Genomic DNA, 17,320 nt, shown 5'->3' on the forward strand with positions numbered 1-17,320 from the left:
AGGCTCAACAACCGCCCAAATGCTGGCAGTAAACGGCCTCGAGCCGGTCAAGCATGGCCTCAAGGCTGTGCTGAGAACGGACAAGCTGAAGCCCCGCCTGCCGCATGGCTTGTGTCTGGGCTTTTTGCTCCAAGGTTTCGCGAATGGCAGCCGCCAGAGCGACGGCATTTTCAGGAGGTGCGAGGCGGCCTGTTTCACCATTCCTGATGATGCTGGGTATTCCTCCGACGTCACTGGCAACGACCGGGATGCCTGTGGCCAGGGCCTGCAGGCCTGACTGAGGTATGGCCTCATGAAAGGAGGGGATTGCCACGATGTCCAAGGCACGCATGATTTCCGGCACATCCTCCCGGTGGCCTAGCAGAGTGAAATGATCTTCAACGGCAAACCGTGAAATCTCAGACTTGATGTAATCGAGCGCCGGCCCCTCTCCCGCGATGATGCAATGGACGCGAATGCCGTGATTTATTTTGAGCAGACGAACGGCCTCGGCCAGGACCTGAATGCCTTTTGCCGCGCGGATCACCGTGATCATGCCAACGAGTGGTGTCTGAGGTGGCAGCGAGTAGGCAGAAAAATCAGCCTTGGGGCCCTCTGGGCGGAAACGATCCAGGTCAACGCCGGTCGGCAGCGTGGTGATTTCGTTTGGATTGAGCTTGAAGGTGGAGAGCAGCGAAGCGGTGATTTTTGGACTGGTCGTGATGATGTGGTGACTCCAGTCCTTGTACATCAGCTGGCTGAGGGCTTTGTTAGGGATGGGAACATCGAAGTGTCGGCTGCGGATAATCAGAGGCACTCGTGCGATGCGTGCTGCAATGGTGAGCAGCCACCCATCTCGTGAGCTGTGAGGATTTACTATCTCGATGCGGTGGCGGTGCAGCCACCACGCAACCCGAAGGATGTGAAAAGGCAGCAGGTGACGCTGATCGAAGCGCTGGGCGAGCAAAGGGATGTCGGCCTGGCTGGCGCGCCGATAAATCTCACTGTTTGCCGGTGCGATGAGCCAGACAGCGCTGCCGCGTTTCCTGAAGCCGCTTATTTCTGCCAGAATGCGGTGTTCCTGTCCTCCCCAGCCAAGGGATGCTTCGGAATGGGCGATACGCCATGTGCGTCGGGGGGGGATTGAATCAGCCATGTACTCCTCTCTGCTCTATTACCGTGGGGGCGTGAAGCCAACACCTTTTTTGGCGCGAAGTCTCAGAAGGCAACTGTCCTGTGCCATGCCAGCGGTTTGTTCATGAACCAGAACCATGCACGCGGTCAGAGAGGGAGCGTCTGCTCCATTTTTGAGAGTGTGAAACCAGTTTGCGCATGAGTGATGGGATGGATGAACAGGGCCTCCTCATGTCTGAAATGTGAATCATTCATCCGGGATCAAGTGGTCTGTGGGCGCGTGGAAAAAAGCTGGATTTCCGCTGCTTGGTTGGGAGGGCCTACCCTCTCACCCCTAGGCCAAAGAGTGGCCATCAGGCGTGACTTGAGCCAAATTTCTGGTTTGTTTCCAAGTCTTTATTTACTTCGTTCAAATTCAATGATTAAAATTTAATATAGGTGTGGTTTTAGGTGGTTTTTGATTTGATGATTTTAGATTTTTTTTGATTGATGTTAAGGTTTGTGGTGTCGCCAAGTGTGGCGCTGGGGGCTCCAAAAGGCTCAAAGGCCTTCCTTTTTGAAAAAAAGTTCTCGCATGCCTTCCGCCTTGCCTTCATATCCAATTTTCACACTTCTGTCTTTTTACATGACGTCATCCACCATCGGTATCATCGGTTTAGGCTATGTCGGCCTGCCCTTGAGTCTCCAGTTTGCCCGGACGGGGAGTACTGTGCTGGGATTCGACATTGATCCCGACAAAATCAATTCTCTGCAAGCTGGGGAGAGCTACATCCTGCACATTTCTGCTGATTCCATACGCTGCCAGCGCGATGCGGGGCGTTTTTCAGCCACCACAGATTTTGCCCGTGTGCGCGAATGTGAGGCGGTAATCATCTGTGTGCCCACGCCGCTGGCGAAACACCGGGAACCTGACCTGACTTATGTGCTGAACACCGGCCGCGCCATCGCGCCTCATCTCCAGCCGGGACAGCTCGTGGTGCTGGAGTCTACCACGTATCCAGGAACGACAGATACCGAGCTGCGCAGAGTGCTGGAAGAAGGCTCCAATCTGAAAGCGGGTGTGGATTTTCATCTGGCATTTTCTCCAGAGCGTGAAGACCCGGGCAATCCACAAAGTGATGTGGCAGTCATTCCTAAAATCGTCGGTGGCTACACTGAGGACTGCCAAAAACACGCCTTAAGTGTGTATGGCAGGGCCATCAAGACTCTGGTGCCGGTGGAGTCATGCCGGGTGGCTGAGGCGGTCAAACTGACCGAAAACATTTTCCGCGCGGTAAACATCGCCATGGTCAACGAGCTCAAAGTGGTCTATGCAGCGATGGGCATCGACGTCTGGGATGTGATTGATGCTGCAAAGACCAAGCCTTTTGGCTTTATGCCCTTTTACCCTGGCCCCGGTCTTGGCGGGCACTGCATTCCGATCGATCCCTTTTACCTCACTTGGAAAGCTCGTGAATACGGGCAGGAGACGCGTTTCATCGAGCTTGCTGGCGAAGTCAATACCGCCATGCCCGCTTACGTTATTCAGCGAGTGGGGGAGGCTTTGTCCTCGCTGCACCTGACCATCCGTGACAGTCGGATTCTCATGATAGGCATCGCCTACAAGTCGAATGTGGATGATGATCGCGAAAGCCCTGCCTATGTGCTCTGGGACATGCTTGAGCAGCAGGGAGCAGAAGTGGACTACCACGATCCGCATGTGCCAGTGATCCGCCCTTCCCGCGAACATGCGCATTTCGCTGGCCGCAGAAGTGTCGAACTGGATGCTGGCACGCTTGCTGACTACGACTTGGTTCTTGTGGCCACAAACCACAAAGTGGTGAATACCGCCCTCATCGCGGAGCACGCACGTCTGGTGGTTGATTCGCGCAATGCGCTCAGCACACTGATGAAAGGAAGGCCAAATTATTTCAAAGCATGAAAGCTCTCGTTACTGGTGGTGCAGGTTTTATTGGTTCTCATATCACGGAGGCGCTTTGCCGCAAAGGGGCAGAGGTCATTGTGCTGGACAATCTCTCGCTGGGGAATCCTAACAATCTGAGCTGGAAAAAGCCCGGGGACAAAGTCGATCTCGTCGAGGGAGACATCCGCGACCGCGACCTGCTGGCAAAACTGATGCCTGGAGTTGATTGGGTTTTCCATCAGGGCGCGTTGCCTTCAGTGCCGCGCTCCGTCGCCGAACCGCTTGAGAGCAATTCGCAGAACCTCGACGGAACGTTGAATGTGCTGCTCGCCTCACGTGATGCCGGAGTAAAGCGACTGATGTTTGCGTCCTCGTCATCTATCTACGGGAATGCAGATGCTCCTGCAAAATATGAGGGACTGCCAGTGCAGCCGCTTTCACCCTACGCGCTGCAAAAGTATGGCGGGGAGCGTTACTGCCAGCTCTTCCACCAGCTCTATGGTTTTGAGACCGTGGCACTCCGCTATTTCAATATCTTTGGTCCCCGCCAGGCTTTTGATTCGCCATATTCTGGTGTGATCGCCAAGTTCTGCACATTCATGCTGGAAGGCAAGCCGCCGGTCATCTTTGGGGATGGAAGCCAGGCGCGTGACTTTACCTTTGTTGACAATGCGGTTGCCGCAAACCTGCTGGCTGCTGAGGCGCCTGCAGACCGGGCAGCAGGCAAGGTCTTCAATGTGGCTGCCGGTCATTCCATAGACTTGATCAGGCTTGTCAACGATATTAACAAGCTCACGGGCCAGCAGCTCCAGCCGCGGTTTGAGCCTGCACGTGCAGGTGATGTGCTTCATTCCCTGGCGGACATCAGCGCCGCCCGCGCCGGCCTGAATTACGACGTCAAAGTCGGCTGGGAAGAGGGATTGCGCCGCACTTTGGAGTTTTATCAAGCGACAAGCGCATGAACCTGCTGGCACAATCTGGCGCAACTCGTATGAGCAAATGACCATCTTAGTTACAGGAGGGGCTGGCTTTATCGGCTCCAATTTGGTGCGTCAGCTGATCGAGGAGACTGATCATGAGATCATCAATGTTGATAAGCTGACCTACGCCGGAAACCTCAGTTCCCTTGAGGGTGTGCTGAATCACCCCCGGCATCATTTTATTCAGGCGGATATCAACAACGCCGAGGCTGTGGGGGAGATTTTCAAGCAGTTTGAAATCGGATCAGTCATGCATCTGGCTGCTGAAAGCCATGTGGATCGTTCGATTGATGGTCCTCAGCAGTTCATTCAGACCAACGTGATTGGTACCTACAACCTTCTTCAAGCGGCCTTGCATTGGTGGCAGGCGATGAAGGGCGAGCAGGCGCGGGCATTTCGCTTTCTCCACGTTTCTACTGACGAGGTTTACGGCTCGCTTAATGCCGATGATCCAGGGTTTACAGAGACCAGTCCGTACAAGCCGCATTCGCCCTACAGTGCCACCAAGGCCGCTTCGGATCATCTTGCCAGGGCATGGAATGATACTTTTGGCCTCCCTGTGTTGATCACGAATTGCTCGAACAACTATGGCAGGTTTCAGTTTCCGGAGAAGCTGATCCCCGTCGTGATTCTCAAGTGTCTCCGCCGGGAGCCTATTCCGGTCTACGGACGCGGTGAAAACATCCGCGACTGGCTGGCTGTTTCAGATCATTGCCGTGCTCTTCGCCTGGTTCTTGAAAAGGGCAGGGCGGGGGAGACTTACAACATTGGCGGCAACAATGAATGGAGCAATCTGGATCTTGTGCGTCTGCTATGCAGGCTGGTGGACGAGACCCTTGCTCCGCCATCTCCGAGTGAAGATCTCATTACCTTTGTCACAGACCGTCCGGGTCATGATCTGCGGTATGCCATAGACTCTTCCAAAATCCGTTCGGAACTCGGCTGGCGGCCGCTCGAGTCCAAAGAGCAGGGATTTCGTGAGACTGTGCAGTGGTATTTGACCCACCGGTCTTGGTGGGAAGCCATTCTCGGAGGTCAGCATTCATTGCAAAGAATCGGCACGGCTGGAAAAGCTGAGGTAAACCAAGCCAACTAAACGACCCATGAAAGGCATCCTACTCGCCGGTGGTTCCGGATCTCGACTACGCCCTGTGAGCCAGGCTGTCAGCAAGCAGCTGCTGCCTGTCTATGACAAGCCGATGATCTACTATCCGCTGTCAGTGCTCATGCTTGCTGGAATTCGCGAGATTCTGGTGATTTCCACACCTGAAGATCTGCCCCTTTACCGGCGTTTGTTAGGGGACGGTTCTCGTTTTGGCATTCGGCTTAGCTTTGCTGAGCAGCCTCGTCCCGAAGGGCTGGCTCAAGCCTTCCTCATCGGAGAAGAATTCATCGCCGGAGACGGTGTCGCGCTCGTGCTGGGAGACAATCTCTTCTATGGGCAGGGTTTTTCTCCCAAGCTTCAGGCCGCTGCCGCACGCAAGACAGGAGCGACCGTTTTCGGCTATCAGGTGCACGACCCTGAGCGTTTCGGCGTCGTGGAGATTGATGCCAGCGGGCGTGCCAAATCAATCGAGGAAAAACCCGCCCATCCCAAGTCCAACTTTGCCGTCACCGGACTGTATTTTTACGACAGCAGTGTGGTTTCGATTGCAAAAGGGGTCAGGCCTTCAGCCCGAGGGGAGCTTGAGATCACCTCAGTCAACCAGGAATACCTCTCGAGGGGGCTGTTGCATGTGGAGCAGCTTGGTCGTGGGCATACCTGGCTGGACACCGGCACCTTCGAGTCACTGCTTGAAGCTTCGCAGTTCATCCGGACGATCCAGGAGCATCAGGGCTATTTGGTGGCCTGCTTGGAGGAAATAGCATTTCAAGCGGGTTGGATTGGCAGGGCCGAGCTGCACGCTGCCGCCGCTGAAATGGGTGGGAATGCCTACGCCCAGTATTTGCTCAAGCTGACAACCAGCCCATAGAAACGACTCTGAAATGCGTCTCGCCATCATGCAGCCTTACTTTCTGCCTTACATCGGTTATTTTCAGCTGATGAAGGCGGCGGACAGGTTTGTTTTTCTGGATGACGTCAATTACATCAATCGTGGCTGGATCAACCGGAACCGGCTTCGCACGCCTCAGGGGCCTGCCTGGTTTACTTTGCCGCTGATCGGTGCCAGCCAGAACCGTCTGATCTGTGAGATTGATATCAAGACGGATGACGGATGGAAGCGTTCACTTGAGCGCACCATTTCCATCACCTATTCCAAAGCCCCTTTCTTTGCCGACATTTTTCCGTTGTTTCAGTCCTGGCTTTCTTCCGCTTCTGGAAACTTGGCCCAGTATCTGAGCCGTAATCTGCAGGATATTGCGGCATGGCTGGGGCTCGATACGCAGATGGTGCCTTCATCGAGCATTTACCCCAAAGGGGAACTGCGGGGGCAGCACCGTATTCTCGACATATGCCTGCGCGAAGGCGCGGATATGTATGTAAATCCGCCGGGGGGACGGGAGCTCTATGACGCCTCGGTATTTTCATCATCCGGTGTGCAGCTTCAGTTTCTGAAGCCCGAGCTGCAAAATTTGCAGCTTGTCTCAGCCGGAGAGGATGGGCCGGTGCTTTCTATCCTTGATTTGATGATGTACAACTCCCAACAGTCGCTGCGGCAGGCCGTGAGCACTTTCCATGTGGAAACCGCCTGCCCTACTTCTTCTTTATCATGACTCTTGAAAAAATATTCACTGAGGTGTTCGCCATTCCTGAAAGCACTGTTACGGACACTCTTGAGCTTCGCCAGATCAATACCTGGGATTCCATGACTCACATGCTGCTCATCACCCGCATCGAGGAAGTATTCTCCGTCCAACTGACCGGGGACGAAATTGCCGACATGAAAAGTGTGGGGGATGCACGCCGCGCTCTTCAAGCCCACGCCGTCGCTGTATGATCGTCAAAGATAGCGTGGTTTTGATCACCGGTGGTGCTCGCGGCATCGGTCGTCATTTGGCTGAGCGTTTTGTCGCGGATGGTGCCCGGGTGGGGGTGATCGACCGTGATGATGTCTCCTGTGCCGAACTGCGTGAGGCCAGCGGGGGGCAGATCCAAGCCTGGGCCTGTGACCTCACAGATCCTGATGCCGTGGACACCACTATGCGGTCCATCTTTGAAGAGGGCCATATTCCGGATCTCCTGGTCAACAATGCTGGCATCATCCACAGCGAGCCACTGGTGAACATGCTTTCCCGCAATGAACGAGTCCATTCTCGTGAAGCCTGGCGGCGTGTCATGGCGGCGGATCTTGATTCCGTTTTTTATGTGACGAGTCGTGCAGTGGATCTCTGGATGGCTCGCCGGAAAAGAGGGGTGGTAGTATCGATTAGCTCTATTTCTGCGCATGGAAACCCTGGCCAGTCCGCCTACTCGGCCGCAAAAGCTGGCGTGAATGCGCTGACGCACACCTGGGCCAAGGAACTCGGGCCGCTCGGATTCCGCTTCGCAGCCATTGCTCCTGGATTTCTGGATACTCCCTCGACTCGCGCAGCTCTGAGCGAGTCTATCATCACCCGACTTCAGCAGCAGATCCCGCTGCGCAGGCTGGGCAGTGTGGAGCATATCTATTTGAGCGCCCGGCACATTCTGGAGAACGATTACCTCAATGGGATGGTTCTGGATGTGGACGGTGGGCTGGTCCTTTAAAATTTGCACCGAATGGCTTTCATTTCGAATCTCCCCATCGCTTTTGCCGAGGTCATTCGCTCCCATGCCGGGCGCACAGCCCTGAGCTATCCGGCCTCCGGTGAAAAGGTGACGTACAGTGAGCTATATAAGCTGGCGGAATCCATCGCTCAGGAGCTGCACATGCGCGGGCTGCGACAGGGGGATGTGGTGGCGTTTTTTCATGACAAGAGCCCTGCCGCCTATGCGGCAATGCTGGCCTGTCTCAGGCTGGGAATCATCTACACGAACCTGGATGCAGACAGCCCCTGGGAGCGGCTTCGCAAAATTTTGGGCAGCTGCCAGCCACGTCTGATTGTGAATGCATTCGAAGATTTGCCCCACGGGGCAGACCTCACTGCTGCTGGGCACACTGAAACTTTGAATCTGCGGGAGCTTGTACCATCAAAGGTTGCCGAGCAGCCTCTGCCAGACATGAAAGGCATCAGTGGCGCGACGCCGGCATACATCATGTTCACCTCCGGCTCTACAGGCATGCCTAAAGGCGCAGTGATGTCCCATGCCAATCTGCTGTGGTTTATCGCATGGGGGAGAGACCGCTTTGGCATCACGCCCGAGGATGTTCTCACGAACGCCAATCCCATCTATTTCGACAATTCCGTCTTCGACTTTTACACGGCGATTTTTTCCGGGGCCACGCTCGCGCCCATCACCAATTCACAGGCGCGAGATGCCCGACTTCTGGTCAGGCTCATCAACACGGCGAACTGTACTGTTTGGTTTTCTGTGCCTTCGCTCTTGGTCTACCTGCTGACGACGCGTGCACTGGGGGCGACTGACTTCCCCAGCATCCGGAAGATCATCTTCGGTGGAGAAGGCTTTCCCAAGCCCAAGCTCAAGCAGCTCCACACGCTCCTGGGGCATAGGTGCGACTTGGAGAACGTATACGGCCCCACGGAATGCACCTGCATCTGCTCCGCTCATACCATTACGGACGGAGATTTCGAGGACATGCAAAACCTCGCTACGCTAGGCCCGCTGGCACAGAATTTTGATCATGAAATTCTTCCGCTGGATGAGTCAGACCCTGATTTTGGCGAACTGTTCCTCCGGGGGCCGCAGGTGGGTTTGGGCTATTACCGCGACCCAGAGCGCACTGCCCGTGCCTTTGTTCAAAATCCCCGGCATCAAGACTACTCAGACGTCGGCTATCGCACCGGAGACCTCGTTCGGCGGGACGAGCGTGGCTGGCTTCATTTCAAGGGGCGTGCCGACTTCCAGATCAAGCACATGGGCTATCGCATCGAACTCGAGGAGATCGAAGCGGCTCTGGGCACCTTGTCGGGTGTGAAAGAGTGCGCGGTCATCTATCAGCGCCTGGGAGATGGCATGGGGCAGATCCTTGGCTACGCCGCCATGCCGGATCAGGTCGCTTCGGAGGAGCTGGTGCGCCAGGTCGCCGCTATCGTGCCCCCTTACATGGTGCCGCGCCGCATCACTGTGCTGGACACCTTGCCAAAGAATGCCAACGGTAAGATAGACCGTGTCGCCCTCCTGGCCCTCGCTTCATCCCCATCATGAAACCGATCATTCTTTTTGGCACCGGCAAGATCGCCGAGATCATGCTGTACTTCCTGCGCAATGAAAGCGACCGCACAGTGGCCGCCTGCACGGTGGACAGGGCCTACATGCCGGGGGCGGAGTGGCAGGGGCTTCCCGTGGTGGCGTTTGAAGAACTGGCCGCAACTTATCCTCCCGATCAATATGAAGTCTTCGTGGCTCTGGGCTATCAGGACATGAACGAATTGCGTGCCGGCAAATGTGCCGCGGCGCGTGCGCTCGGCTACACGCTGGCCTCCTACGTGCACCCCCAGTCCGGCGTGCCGAAAGATTTGGTGCATGGAGACAACTGCTTCATCATGAACCATGTCATGATCCATCCCTGCGTGAAGCTCGGCAGCAATGTCTTCGTCTGGAGCGGAGCGATGATCGGCCACCACAGCACCATTGGAGACAATGTCTGGCTCACCTCATCTGCCAATGTATCTGGGGTAGTGACGGTCGGAGCCAATACATTCCTTGCCGTGAACAGCACCATCGGCCACGGTGTGAAAATCGGTCAGCGCTGCTTCATCGGCGCCAATGCCCTTGTGACCCAGTGCACGGAAGATGATCAGGTCTTCGTGAGCGCAAGCACCAAGCCCTTTCGCCTGAGCAGCCAGCAGTTCATGCGCATGTCGCGCTTTGCGGACCTGTGACCAATGAATGGCGAGAAATACATTTATGCCGGTAATCGCAGCACGGTTCTGCGCAGAATGATCTCGCTCGGGCTGGATGTGAAGCATGTGCTGCCAACGGTCGGCTCGTGGCTGGAGCGCGAGATGCCTGAGCTGGGGCTGCCGTTTACCCCGGTCGCTTCGAAAAAGCAGGCAACAGACTTTCTTGTCGCGGAAAAGTTTGATGTCTTTGTTTCCACCGGCTTTCGCTATATTCTGCCTGTCACGCAGCTGCGAGGAATTCATCCGGACGCCAAATTCGTGAACATTCACCCGTCCTTCCTGCCTGATCTGCGAGGTGCTGATCCGATTCCAGGGGCCGTTTTGTTTGGTCGAGACTCCGGTGTCACCTGCCACCTGATGGATGATGGCATAGATACGGGTGCCATTGTTGCTCAGCGCAAGATTCCATATTTTGACGGCCTCGATTCCAAGCTGCTTTACAAGCTGTGCTTTAAGCTGGAGCCGGATGTTTTTGAAGAGGCTTGGAAGCTGAAGTTCGTGCCTCAATCCGTAGCTGGCAGGTCAGAAATAAAGCAAGTATACTATACGTGCGCGGCAGGCGACGATGTGTTTCATGAATCTGACGATGCCGAACAATTGGTGCGGCGTGTCAGGGCTTTTAACACTCCTAGGAGGGGCTTCCAGTTTGCTCTTGGCGAACAAAAATACCGAGCTTTCGATGCTTCTGTCATCAGCCATGAAATAGGTTACGACCTCGCTTCCTCGGCAGAGTGCTGGCAGGTGATTGAATCCTATGAAGACTGCCTGCTGCTAGCAAAAAATAAAATGCTTGTGAAACTGTCCGGCGTTACGCCGACTCCGGTCGGACCTTTGCGCGGGCGTATGCACACCAATTGATATCAATACAAAGACTGGCAAACGAATGACTCCAACAGATTGCCTGAGTGCTTTCCTGGTAGAACAATTTTTTTACTAAAGATATCCTATGAGTTGGAAAAGAGAAGGTTTGGCACTCAAAGCCGACGGGCAGTTTGAATGGATGAATTCTCATACAGGTCCCATTGCCGGCTGTAAACTGGGCAGCCACTATCGGATCTTTTTTGGAACACGGTCCAAAAAAGATGCCAAGGGCAACTACACCAGCCGGATCAATTATGCCGACTTCGATGTCAAGTCTCCTGCAAAGCTGCTTCAACTGGGGGCATCTGTACTGCTTCCCTTGGGCAGGGTAGGGACCTTTGATGAGTTCGGTCAGATGCCGGCCGACGTTGTGCAGGTGCATCCCGATCTATTCCGCCTGTATTACATGGGCTGGCAAAGATCCATCAACGCTCCTTATATTATTAACATAGGCGTGGCGGAATCGAAAGATGGAACAAGGTTCGATAAAATTTCAGAGGGACCAGTGTTTGGCGTAAATCGCTTCAATCCGCTTGGAGTCGGTAATTTGTCGGTCAGCAAGCAAGGGACAGGCTGGCGCATGTGGTACACTTGTTTTAACGATTGGAGGCTGCAAGGTGAGCAGTATGCTCCCACCTATGACATCAGAACCTGCTTTTCAGATGATGGACTGATATGGACTGAGTCTGGAACTGTGTGTGTCGCGCCCGGGAATGAGGAGGCTCTTGCGACGCCTCGTGTCATTAAGCTGGGGCCGTATTATCTGATGTGGTTTTCCTACCGGCAGGCCACGGATTTTCGCTCAGGCAACAAAGGCTACCAAACGGGCTTTGCCTATTCTCACGATGGCATTCAATGGTCCAGAAATGACAGCATGTTTGGCTTGAAGGGAAGCGGAAGCGGCTGGGATTCCGGCATGGCTTGCTATCCGGTGGTTTTCATAGATGAAGAGGAAAAAAAATTGATCATGTATTACTGCGGAGACGGCTTCGGAGAAGGCGGCTTGGGGGTTGCGTCTATTGAAATTTCAGAAGTGCTTGCCGCACTAGAGTAGAAAAATGACCGCTTAATGTGAATTTATGCAAACTGACCGTGAAATTTTCCACGTTGGCCGCCCAAATATCGGGGATCGCGATAGTTTAATGCGGCGGATCAATGATATTATTGATCGTCGCTGGCTGTCCAATAACGGCCAATATGTTCAGAAGTTTGAAGCCCGTCTGGCGGCTCTTCTCGATGTGAAGCATTGCATAGCTGTATGCAATGCCACCGTCGGGCTGGAGATTGCCATTCGTGCCATGGAACTCTCCGGTGAGGTTATCATCCCGTCATTCACGTTTATTGCGACCGCGCATGCACTGCAATGGCAGCAAATCACACCGGTTTTTTGTGATGTGGACCCTATTACTCACAATATTGATCCGAAGAAAGTGGAGGCTCTGATCACGCCCCGGACTACCGCAATTTTGGGGGTGCACCTGTGGGGCAGGGGCTGTGATGTGCAGGCGCTGAAGGGGATCGCCGACCGGCATGGACTGAAACTGCTTTTTGATGCCGCCCATGCGTTTGGCTGTTCTCACGAAGGCCGCATGATTGGCGGCTTCGGGAACGCGGAGGTTTTCAGCTTTCACGCCACCAAGTTTATCAACACCCTTGAAGGAGGCGCCATTACCACCAACGATGACGACTTGGCCTTAAAAATACGGCATATGAAGAACTTTGGCTTCACGTACTATGATCGGGTGGAATCCATCGGAACAAATGGGAAGATGAATGAAATCTCCGCTGCCATGGGGATTACAAACCTGGAAGCCATGGCTGAGTTCATTTCAATCAATAAGCGCAATCTGCTGCACTACGGCCAGGGGTTGGAAGGCGTTCCGGGCCTCAAACTGATATCTTATGACAGCAGCGAACAGTGCAATTGCCAGTACGTGGTCGTCGAAATGGATGCTTTAGCAGCGGGTATAACCCGTGATGAGCTGGTGTCGAAGCTTCACGAGCATCAAATTTTTGCCCGCCGCTATTTCTTCCCGGGCTGCCACCGGATGGAACCCTATTTGACCCTGTATCCCGAAGCCGGCAAGAGACTGCCGCATACCGAAGCATTGACCCAAAAGCTTTTTTGCCTGCCGACGGGCAGCGCCGTGGACGAAGACGATATCGTTGGCATCTGCAGGCTGATTCGCAGCATGATATGCTAATGCTTGGAGTGCAAAACACGCTATCTATGCCTTAATAACTGCAGCATGGGGCGGGACCTGCCACTATATTCAAAACAAACATTGCCAAGATGAAAGAAGACGTAAAACAAGCCTATTCCAACTTCCACCTGAGCAACAAATCACACCATCTATACCCCACGGAATGGGTGATCCGCACGATGCTTGGCAACTACCCAAACCTGAAATATGACAGGTCAAAATATGCAGGTGGCAAAATACTGGATCAAGGGTTTGGTGATGGGCGCAACATGCCATTGCTGCACAATTGTGGTCTGGAGATATATGGGGTTGAGATTACACAGGAGACTGTGGACATGGTGTCGTCTGCCACAAGCAAGCTTGGCATACCGACAACGCTTAAGGTTGGGAACAATGCCAACATCCCGTTTGAAACTGAGTTTTTCGACTATGTTTTGGCGTGCGCTTCCTGCTATTACATCGACAAAAATGGAACGTTTGATGACAATCTGGAGGAGATAACCCGTGTCCTGAAACCGGGAGGTTATTTCATTGCCAACTTTCCTGCCTTCACAGATTTGCCAATACCTTCGAATTTCATTCTGAACAACAGCATAGCCACTGAGGATGGGCATGTGATAATAACCAACGACCCTTTTGGGATTCGTAACGGGTATAAATTTAAAGCATTTCGTTCAGAGCATCAAATAATAGAGGAACTCTCTGACAGGTATTGCGACATATCAGTTGGCTACACCTTTGACAACTTTTATGGCCTGCAGCAGAACCTTTATATCGTCACGGCAAAAAAGAAGTGATCTTACTCGTTGAAGGTGTTGAGATTGCTCCATGCCCCGTCTGGTGTGCTCTGATGGAGCAACGTCTAGCGTAGATGGTAAGCGTCAGAATCTTGCGGGTTTACTAACGATGAAGTCTGTAATTTAAATATCTGATGAGCAAATAGAAGCTTTTCATAACAAGGTTCTGCTTTTTGGAAAAACTCCATATCATGTACATGTTCCGGGCGACGCGCTGGTCAGGAGAGACATCATCTGTGAAATTTTTGGGTCGGAATTGGGCGTTAGCTTTGTGAAAAAATTTATCATCACTGCTGTGGCAATGAAGTCCGGATCCATCAAAACCAATGTTTTCAATCATCGTTTGCCGTGGCTGAACTGAAAACATTTGATGCTTTAGCATCGTAACCGTGGCCAGGAGATCAAATTTTGCCGCAAGTTCAACTTCTGTAACGCTTTCTTTGCACAATGCTTTGTATCTTCGGACAAAATCTTTGCCCAGATACTTGAGGGAGTTGACTATGTCTGGCTCCACTCTCCTGCTCCAGGTGGTCTTTGCATGATTGACTAACTCAAAGCGATCTTTCCACATGCCCAATCCCCAAGGGCAAAAGATTTGAGAAAAGAAAACATCGGAAGCATAGTTTTTGGGAAATGTGACCGGGGGGCAGTAGCCACCTATCGACATCACTCTTTTATTGGACTCATATTTTTCGAGGCTTTCGTTCATGAATTCCAAAAAATAAGGTGATGTGACAATGTCATCTTCTATGAAAATAGATCTGCCATAGTTTTCATTCAGCCGCATGTTTGCATTGGTGGTGTTTTCAAACATGTTGTTGGTAGGCTGAAGTTGCAGATGCACCTTCTTAAAACCGGTGATCGTTGTCAGGTAGTTGCGCAATTCCTGAACCTTGGCTTCGTCTCCCGCACGTGGACCATCCGAGAAAATATGAAGCTCTGTCTGATGGGCCAGCGTGTTGGCCTTCAAAGCGTCGACCGTCTTCATCAGATGATCGAGCCTTGTGTAAGTGCAAATTCCTACAGGGGCTAATGTCATGGGGGGGGGGCTTGTTGTGTTTTTTGTTGCCCGTCAGGGAGTGCGTTGCAAAACGCTTTGATAAAGGTCCATGTGCTGGTGAACTTGGCGCTGAGGTTCAAAATTTTGCAGTGCAAAACTGCGCGCTCTTTCGCCCAGTTCCTTCAGTGGCCAGATGTCTTTCTGGATGTCTTCTAGAAGGGCGGCCAGTGCCAGGTGGTCCTGGCTTGGGAATAGCAGGCCGCTCTCACCGTGGGAGATCCGCTCTGGAATTCCTCCCACGCGACTGGCCAGCACCGGGGTGCCCACGGCCATGGACTCCATGACGGTGAGTGGGCCTGTGTCTGCTTTTGTCGGACAGATGAAAGCGTCCACTGCCGCATATAACGAAGCGACCCTGTCGGTTTCGCTCACATATCCGGCGTTGCGTATGGTCAGATCTTTGATGATCGGTTGCTGGTTGGACTCATGTCCCCATATCAGCAGACCCAGTGAGCGGCAGTCTGCATGTGCTAGCGCGCGCCACAAGACGTCCATCCCCTTGCGGCTGTTGTTCCAGGTCGATCCGATGCCGATCCAGGTCTTGTCTGAGGTGAGGCCCCATTTTTCTGCTGCTGCCGCATGATCCTGCGGGCGGAAAAAGCCGCGGTTGATCACATAAGGAATCACCGCGCAGGGGACCTGATGGCGCGCCGCGTAATGGCGGACCACCCTCTGCACATAGGCCGAAGGGGCCACTAGAGTCAGATTTTTCCGCTGAGAGAAAAAGGCGTCACGTTTCTGCAGCAGCGCTGCACGTGACCAAGTGCCGATTTTATAGCGCTGCAGTTGTTTGTCCTCCCGTTCACTCCATGAAAAGGCTATGGCCTTAAGCGGCCAGAAATCATGCAGTGTCCATACGATGGGAATGTCTGCCGGAAGTTTTTGCAGGGTCGAATGGTCAATGTCTGCAGAGTGGATGTTGTGAACGTGAATCAGGTCCGGGCGTTCACGTTTCACTGCTTCCAGCAATGCGAGCTCGTTGCGTTTATGGCGCATCACGGAAGCGACTTTTTTCGAAAAGTTTTTGACGATACGCTCTACGAAAGGCCGTTTGCGATTCCGGTACAAGCTTTTTTCCTGCACGCTTGGCTGAAAAAAGGCAGGGGTGGCAGGTGGCGTGAAATGCCAGCGGTGCACTTCATAGCCTTCCTGGGCCGAAAGATCATTCGCCAGCAAATTCGGCACCAGGGCGGCTCCGCCCTGAAGGTTGTCTGACAGCAAAACGATTTTGTGTTTTTTCATGCTGTGTACAGGTGTTTTTCGACAGGGGGCATTGAGCAACAGATTTTCAAATGCTCTGTTTAGGATTCAAAAAAAGGCGCGGAGCAGTGGAAGACATTGGGGCGCGTTCCTGCTTTATACATCACCTTGGCCAGGAGGTTTCTGGCTCGGCGGATTAAGTTTGAATGGAGCGAGGAGTTTGGCTTTACCAAGGGGGGGGAATGCTTGGACGCGTAAACCAGCTGCCTGTAACTAAGGTCCAGAACTTCCTGCAATCTTTCTCTCTGGTGGCGCACTACCTCCAGTCTTAACGAGTTAGAATTCTCCAGTTGATTGATTTTTTCAGCGAGTTCCAACTCGCTTTCATAATAACAGTAAGGGGGCATCGGCACTCCGCCAAAGCAGTCAGTTGGGCTTAAGAAGCAAACAAGTCCTGCGGATATGGCTTCGATGAGTGAATTGCCTCGCGTTCCCCGGCCGCCAAGCTTCACGAAATACTTGGATTTCACCAGTGAATCGATGTGACCTTGGGTTGTATTGGGATGATACACCACGTTCTGAACAGTGCGTTCAATCAAGGCATCCAGGCCTGGAATGTTCTCCCTCCAGTTATGTCGCTTGGTCGGATGGCAGCTATTGACTTCGAGGTAGATGCCTGAGCGCTTTTCGTGTTTGCCAAATTTGCTTTCAATGAAAAAAGGATCAAGCAGCGTGTAAGGCATGTCGATGATTTTTCCCTGCGGCAAAGGTCCATTTGGACAATTGTGCGAAATCAAATAGTGCCACCCATCAACGCTGCATGGCAGTGTTCCTTCGCCGGGCATGCAAATCCAGGTCACGCCAGGGTGGGCAATTCGGATTTTATACGGAATGGCGATGTTGAGGCAGATGACCACATTGTACTTGCTCCAATTGACCGTTTTTGGATCCCTGGCATACTCCAATGGAATGCGTGTTGTTTGTGAATGTTCTCCCGGGGTTCCTTCACGGCGCTCCAGTTGCTGGCAAAAAGCAGGGGTGGCACGCTTGACCTGTGATGTCCTGAAAGCGTTGGACTTGCTTTCGTAATTCGAGTTCACGATAAGGAAATCGGCCTTCCAATTCGAAAGAAGTGCCAGGGGGCCCAGCCTCAAATGGGTATGCACAGCAAGAGCTTCCGGCGCCTCGTCAGGGGTGCCGACCCATAAGTCCTGATAACAGGCCTCTTTGACGATTGCTATGCTGATACTCATATT

The 17,320-nt window shown here is 53.2% G+C and carries 17 protein-coding genes; 13 read left to right on the forward strand and 4 right to left on the reverse strand.

All coding sequences use genetic code 11. The features are described 5' to 3' along the window. Positions 1-4: 4 nt before the first annotated feature. A complete protein-coding gene (locus tag ACZ5WW_RS23380; RefSeq protein WP_377163464.1) occupies positions 5-1,135 on the reverse strand; it encodes a glycosyltransferase in 1,131 nt (376 codons plus the stop codon). 603 nt (positions 1,136-1,738) lie between these two features. Here ACZ5WW_RS23380 and ACZ5WW_RS23385 point away from each other — a divergent pair. From ACZ5WW_RS23385 to ACZ5WW_RS23445, 13 genes are all read left to right on the forward strand, one after another. Continuing rightward, positions 1,739-3,034 carry a nucleotide sugar dehydrogenase gene (locus tag ACZ5WW_RS23385; RefSeq protein WP_377163466.1) on the forward strand — a complete coding sequence of 432 codons (1,296 nt, stop codon included), beginning with the start codon at positions 1,739-1,741 and terminating at the stop codon, positions 3,032-3,034. Further along, a complete protein-coding gene (locus ACZ5WW_RS23390; RefSeq protein ID WP_377163468.1) occupies positions 3,031-3,978 on the forward strand; it encodes an NAD-dependent epimerase/dehydratase family protein in 948 nt (315 codons plus the stop codon). The genes ACZ5WW_RS23385 and ACZ5WW_RS23390 overlap by 4 nt, the downstream gene beginning before the upstream one ends. Before the next feature lie 37 nt (positions 3,979-4,015). After that, complete coding sequence (rfbB, locus tag ACZ5WW_RS23395) at positions 4,016-5,092, forward strand: dTDP-glucose 4,6-dehydratase (protein ID WP_377163470.1); 1,077 nt, start codon at positions 4,016-4,018, stop codon at positions 5,090-5,092. Positions 5,093-5,099: 7 nt separating this feature from the next. Beyond that, positions 5,100-5,969 carry a glucose-1-phosphate thymidylyltransferase RfbA gene (gene rfbA / locus ACZ5WW_RS23400; protein WP_377163472.1) on the forward strand — a complete coding sequence of 290 codons (870 nt, stop codon included), beginning with the start codon at positions 5,100-5,102 and terminating at the stop codon, positions 5,967-5,969. A gap of 13 nt (positions 5,970-5,982) precedes the next feature. Beyond that, positions 5,983-6,711: a WbqC family protein gene (locus ACZ5WW_RS23405; RefSeq protein ID WP_377163474.1), complete on the forward strand. Its 729-nt coding sequence runs from the start codon at positions 5,983-5,985 to the stop codon at positions 6,709-6,711. Then, the gene (locus ACZ5WW_RS23410) at positions 6,708-6,935 is read left to right on the forward strand and encodes an acyl carrier protein (protein WP_377163476.1); all 228 of its coding nucleotides are present in this window, start codon (positions 6,708-6,710) and stop codon (positions 6,933-6,935) included. The genes ACZ5WW_RS23405 and ACZ5WW_RS23410 overlap by 4 nt, the downstream gene beginning before the upstream one ends. Continuing rightward, on the forward strand, positions 6,932-7,684 hold the full coding sequence (locus ACZ5WW_RS23415) for an SDR family NAD(P)-dependent oxidoreductase (protein ID WP_377163478.1): 753 nt from the start codon (positions 6,932-6,934) through the stop codon (positions 7,682-7,684). Before ACZ5WW_RS23410 ends, ACZ5WW_RS23415 begins: the two co-directional genes overlap by 4 nt. Before the next feature lie 12 nt (positions 7,685-7,696). After that, positions 7,697-9,244, forward strand: coding sequence for an amino acid adenylation domain-containing protein (locus ACZ5WW_RS23420; protein WP_377163480.1), 1,548 nt, complete (start codon positions 7,697-7,699; stop codon positions 9,242-9,244). Next, on the forward strand, positions 9,241-9,921 hold the full coding sequence (locus ACZ5WW_RS23425) for an acetyltransferase (protein WP_377163482.1): 681 nt from the start codon (positions 9,241-9,243) through the stop codon (positions 9,919-9,921). The genes ACZ5WW_RS23420 and ACZ5WW_RS23425 overlap by 4 nt, the downstream gene beginning before the upstream one ends. Positions 9,922-9,924: 3 nt before the next feature. Beyond that, positions 9,925-10,800 carry a formyl transferase gene (locus ACZ5WW_RS23430; RefSeq protein WP_377163484.1) on the forward strand — a complete coding sequence of 292 codons (876 nt, stop codon included), beginning with the start codon at positions 9,925-9,927 and terminating at the stop codon, positions 10,798-10,800. Positions 10,801-10,888: 88 nt separating this feature from the next. Next, positions 10,889-11,857 carry a glycoside hydrolase family protein gene (locus ACZ5WW_RS23435; protein ID WP_377163486.1) on the forward strand — a complete coding sequence of 323 codons (969 nt, stop codon included), beginning with the start codon at positions 10,889-10,891 and terminating at the stop codon, positions 11,855-11,857. A 25-nt stretch (positions 11,858-11,882) separates the two neighbouring features. Continuing rightward, a complete protein-coding gene (locus ACZ5WW_RS23440) occupies positions 11,883-13,007 on the forward strand; it encodes a DegT/DnrJ/EryC1/StrS family aminotransferase (protein ID WP_377163488.1) in 1,125 nt (374 codons plus the stop codon). Between the two features lie 89 nt (positions 13,008-13,096). Beyond that, positions 13,097-13,804: a class I SAM-dependent methyltransferase gene (locus tag ACZ5WW_RS23445; protein ID WP_377163490.1), complete on the forward strand. Its 708-nt coding sequence runs from the start codon at positions 13,097-13,099 to the stop codon at positions 13,802-13,804. Between the two features lie 103 nt (positions 13,805-13,907). On the opposite strand, the gene ACZ5WW_RS23450 is transcribed toward ACZ5WW_RS23445, so the two are convergent. Genes ACZ5WW_RS23450 through ACZ5WW_RS23460 form a run of 3 tightly spaced genes read right to left on the reverse strand, consistent with a single transcriptional unit; the run spans position 13,908 to position 17,317 of the window. Continuing rightward, positions 13,908-14,843, reverse strand: coding sequence for a hypothetical protein (locus ACZ5WW_RS23450; protein WP_377163492.1), 936 nt, complete (start codon positions 14,841-14,843; stop codon positions 13,908-13,910). 33 nt (positions 14,844-14,876) lie between these two features. Next, positions 14,877-16,106, reverse strand: coding sequence for a glycosyltransferase (locus ACZ5WW_RS23455; protein ID WP_377163494.1), 1,230 nt, complete (start codon positions 16,104-16,106; stop codon positions 14,877-14,879). A 59-nt stretch (positions 16,107-16,165) separates the two neighbouring features. After that, positions 16,166-17,317 carry a hypothetical protein gene (locus ACZ5WW_RS23460; RefSeq protein ID WP_377163496.1) on the reverse strand — a complete coding sequence of 384 codons (1,152 nt, stop codon included), beginning with the start codon at positions 17,315-17,317 and terminating at the stop codon, positions 16,166-16,168. Between the last annotated feature and the right edge of the window lie 3 nt (positions 17,318-17,320).

Source organism: Prosthecobacter fluviatilis (genome assembly GCF_055388355.1).

Excerpts from the sequence above, each read along its gene's own strand:
- rfbA (WP_377163472.1), top strand. The coding sequence starts at position 5,100 with ATGAAAGGCATCCTACTCGCCGGTGGTTCCGGATCTCGACTACGCCCT.
- ACZ5WW_RS23425 (WP_377163482.1), top strand. The coding sequence starts at position 9,241 with ATGAAACCGATCATTCTTTTTGGCACCGGCAAGATCGCCGAGATCATG.
- ACZ5WW_RS23445 (WP_377163490.1), top strand. The coding sequence starts at position 13,097 with ATGAAAGAAGACGTAAAACAAGCCTATTCCAACTTCCACCTGAGCAAC.
- ACZ5WW_RS23380 (WP_377163464.1), bottom strand. The coding sequence starts at position 1,135 with ATGGCTGATTCAATCCCCCCCCGACGCACATGGCGTATCGCCCATTCC.
- ACZ5WW_RS23390 (WP_377163468.1), top strand. The coding sequence starts at position 3,031 with ATGAAAGCTCTCGTTACTGGTGGTGCAGGTTTTATTGGTTCTCATATC.
- ACZ5WW_RS23440 (WP_377163488.1), top strand. The coding sequence starts at position 11,883 with ATGCAAACTGACCGTGAAATTTTCCACGTTGGCCGCCCAAATATCGGG.
- ACZ5WW_RS23415 (WP_377163478.1), top strand. The coding sequence starts at position 6,932 with ATGATCGTCAAAGATAGCGTGGTTTTGATCACCGGTGGTGCTCGCGGC.
- ACZ5WW_RS23435 (WP_377163486.1), top strand. The coding sequence starts at position 10,889 with ATGAGTTGGAAAAGAGAAGGTTTGGCACTCAAAGCCGACGGGCAGTTT.
- ACZ5WW_RS23385 (WP_377163466.1), top strand. The coding sequence starts at position 1,739 with ATGACGTCATCCACCATCGGTATCATCGGTTTAGGCTATGTCGGCCTG.
- ACZ5WW_RS23410 (WP_377163476.1), top strand. The coding sequence starts at position 6,708 with ATGACTCTTGAAAAAATATTCACTGAGGTGTTCGCCATTCCTGAAAGC.
- rfbB (WP_377163470.1), top strand. The coding sequence starts at position 4,016 with ATGACCATCTTAGTTACAGGAGGGGCTGGCTTTATCGGCTCCAATTTG.
- ACZ5WW_RS23450 (WP_377163492.1), bottom strand. The coding sequence starts at position 14,843 with ATGACATTAGCCCCTGTAGGAATTTGCACTTACACAAGGCTCGATCAT.
- ACZ5WW_RS23460 (WP_377163496.1), bottom strand. The coding sequence starts at position 17,317 with ATGAGTATCAGCATAGCAATCGTCAAAGAGGCCTGTTATCAGGACTTA.
- ACZ5WW_RS23405 (WP_377163474.1), top strand. The coding sequence starts at position 5,983 with ATGCGTCTCGCCATCATGCAGCCTTACTTTCTGCCTTACATCGGTTAT.
- ACZ5WW_RS23430 (WP_377163484.1), top strand. The coding sequence starts at position 9,925 with ATGAATGGCGAGAAATACATTTATGCCGGTAATCGCAGCACGGTTCTG.
- ACZ5WW_RS23420 (WP_377163480.1), top strand. The coding sequence starts at position 7,697 with ATGGCTTTCATTTCGAATCTCCCCATCGCTTTTGCCGAGGTCATTCGC.
- ACZ5WW_RS23455 (WP_377163494.1), bottom strand. The coding sequence starts at position 16,106 with ATGAAAAAACACAAAATCGTTTTGCTGTCAGACAACCTTCAGGGCGGA.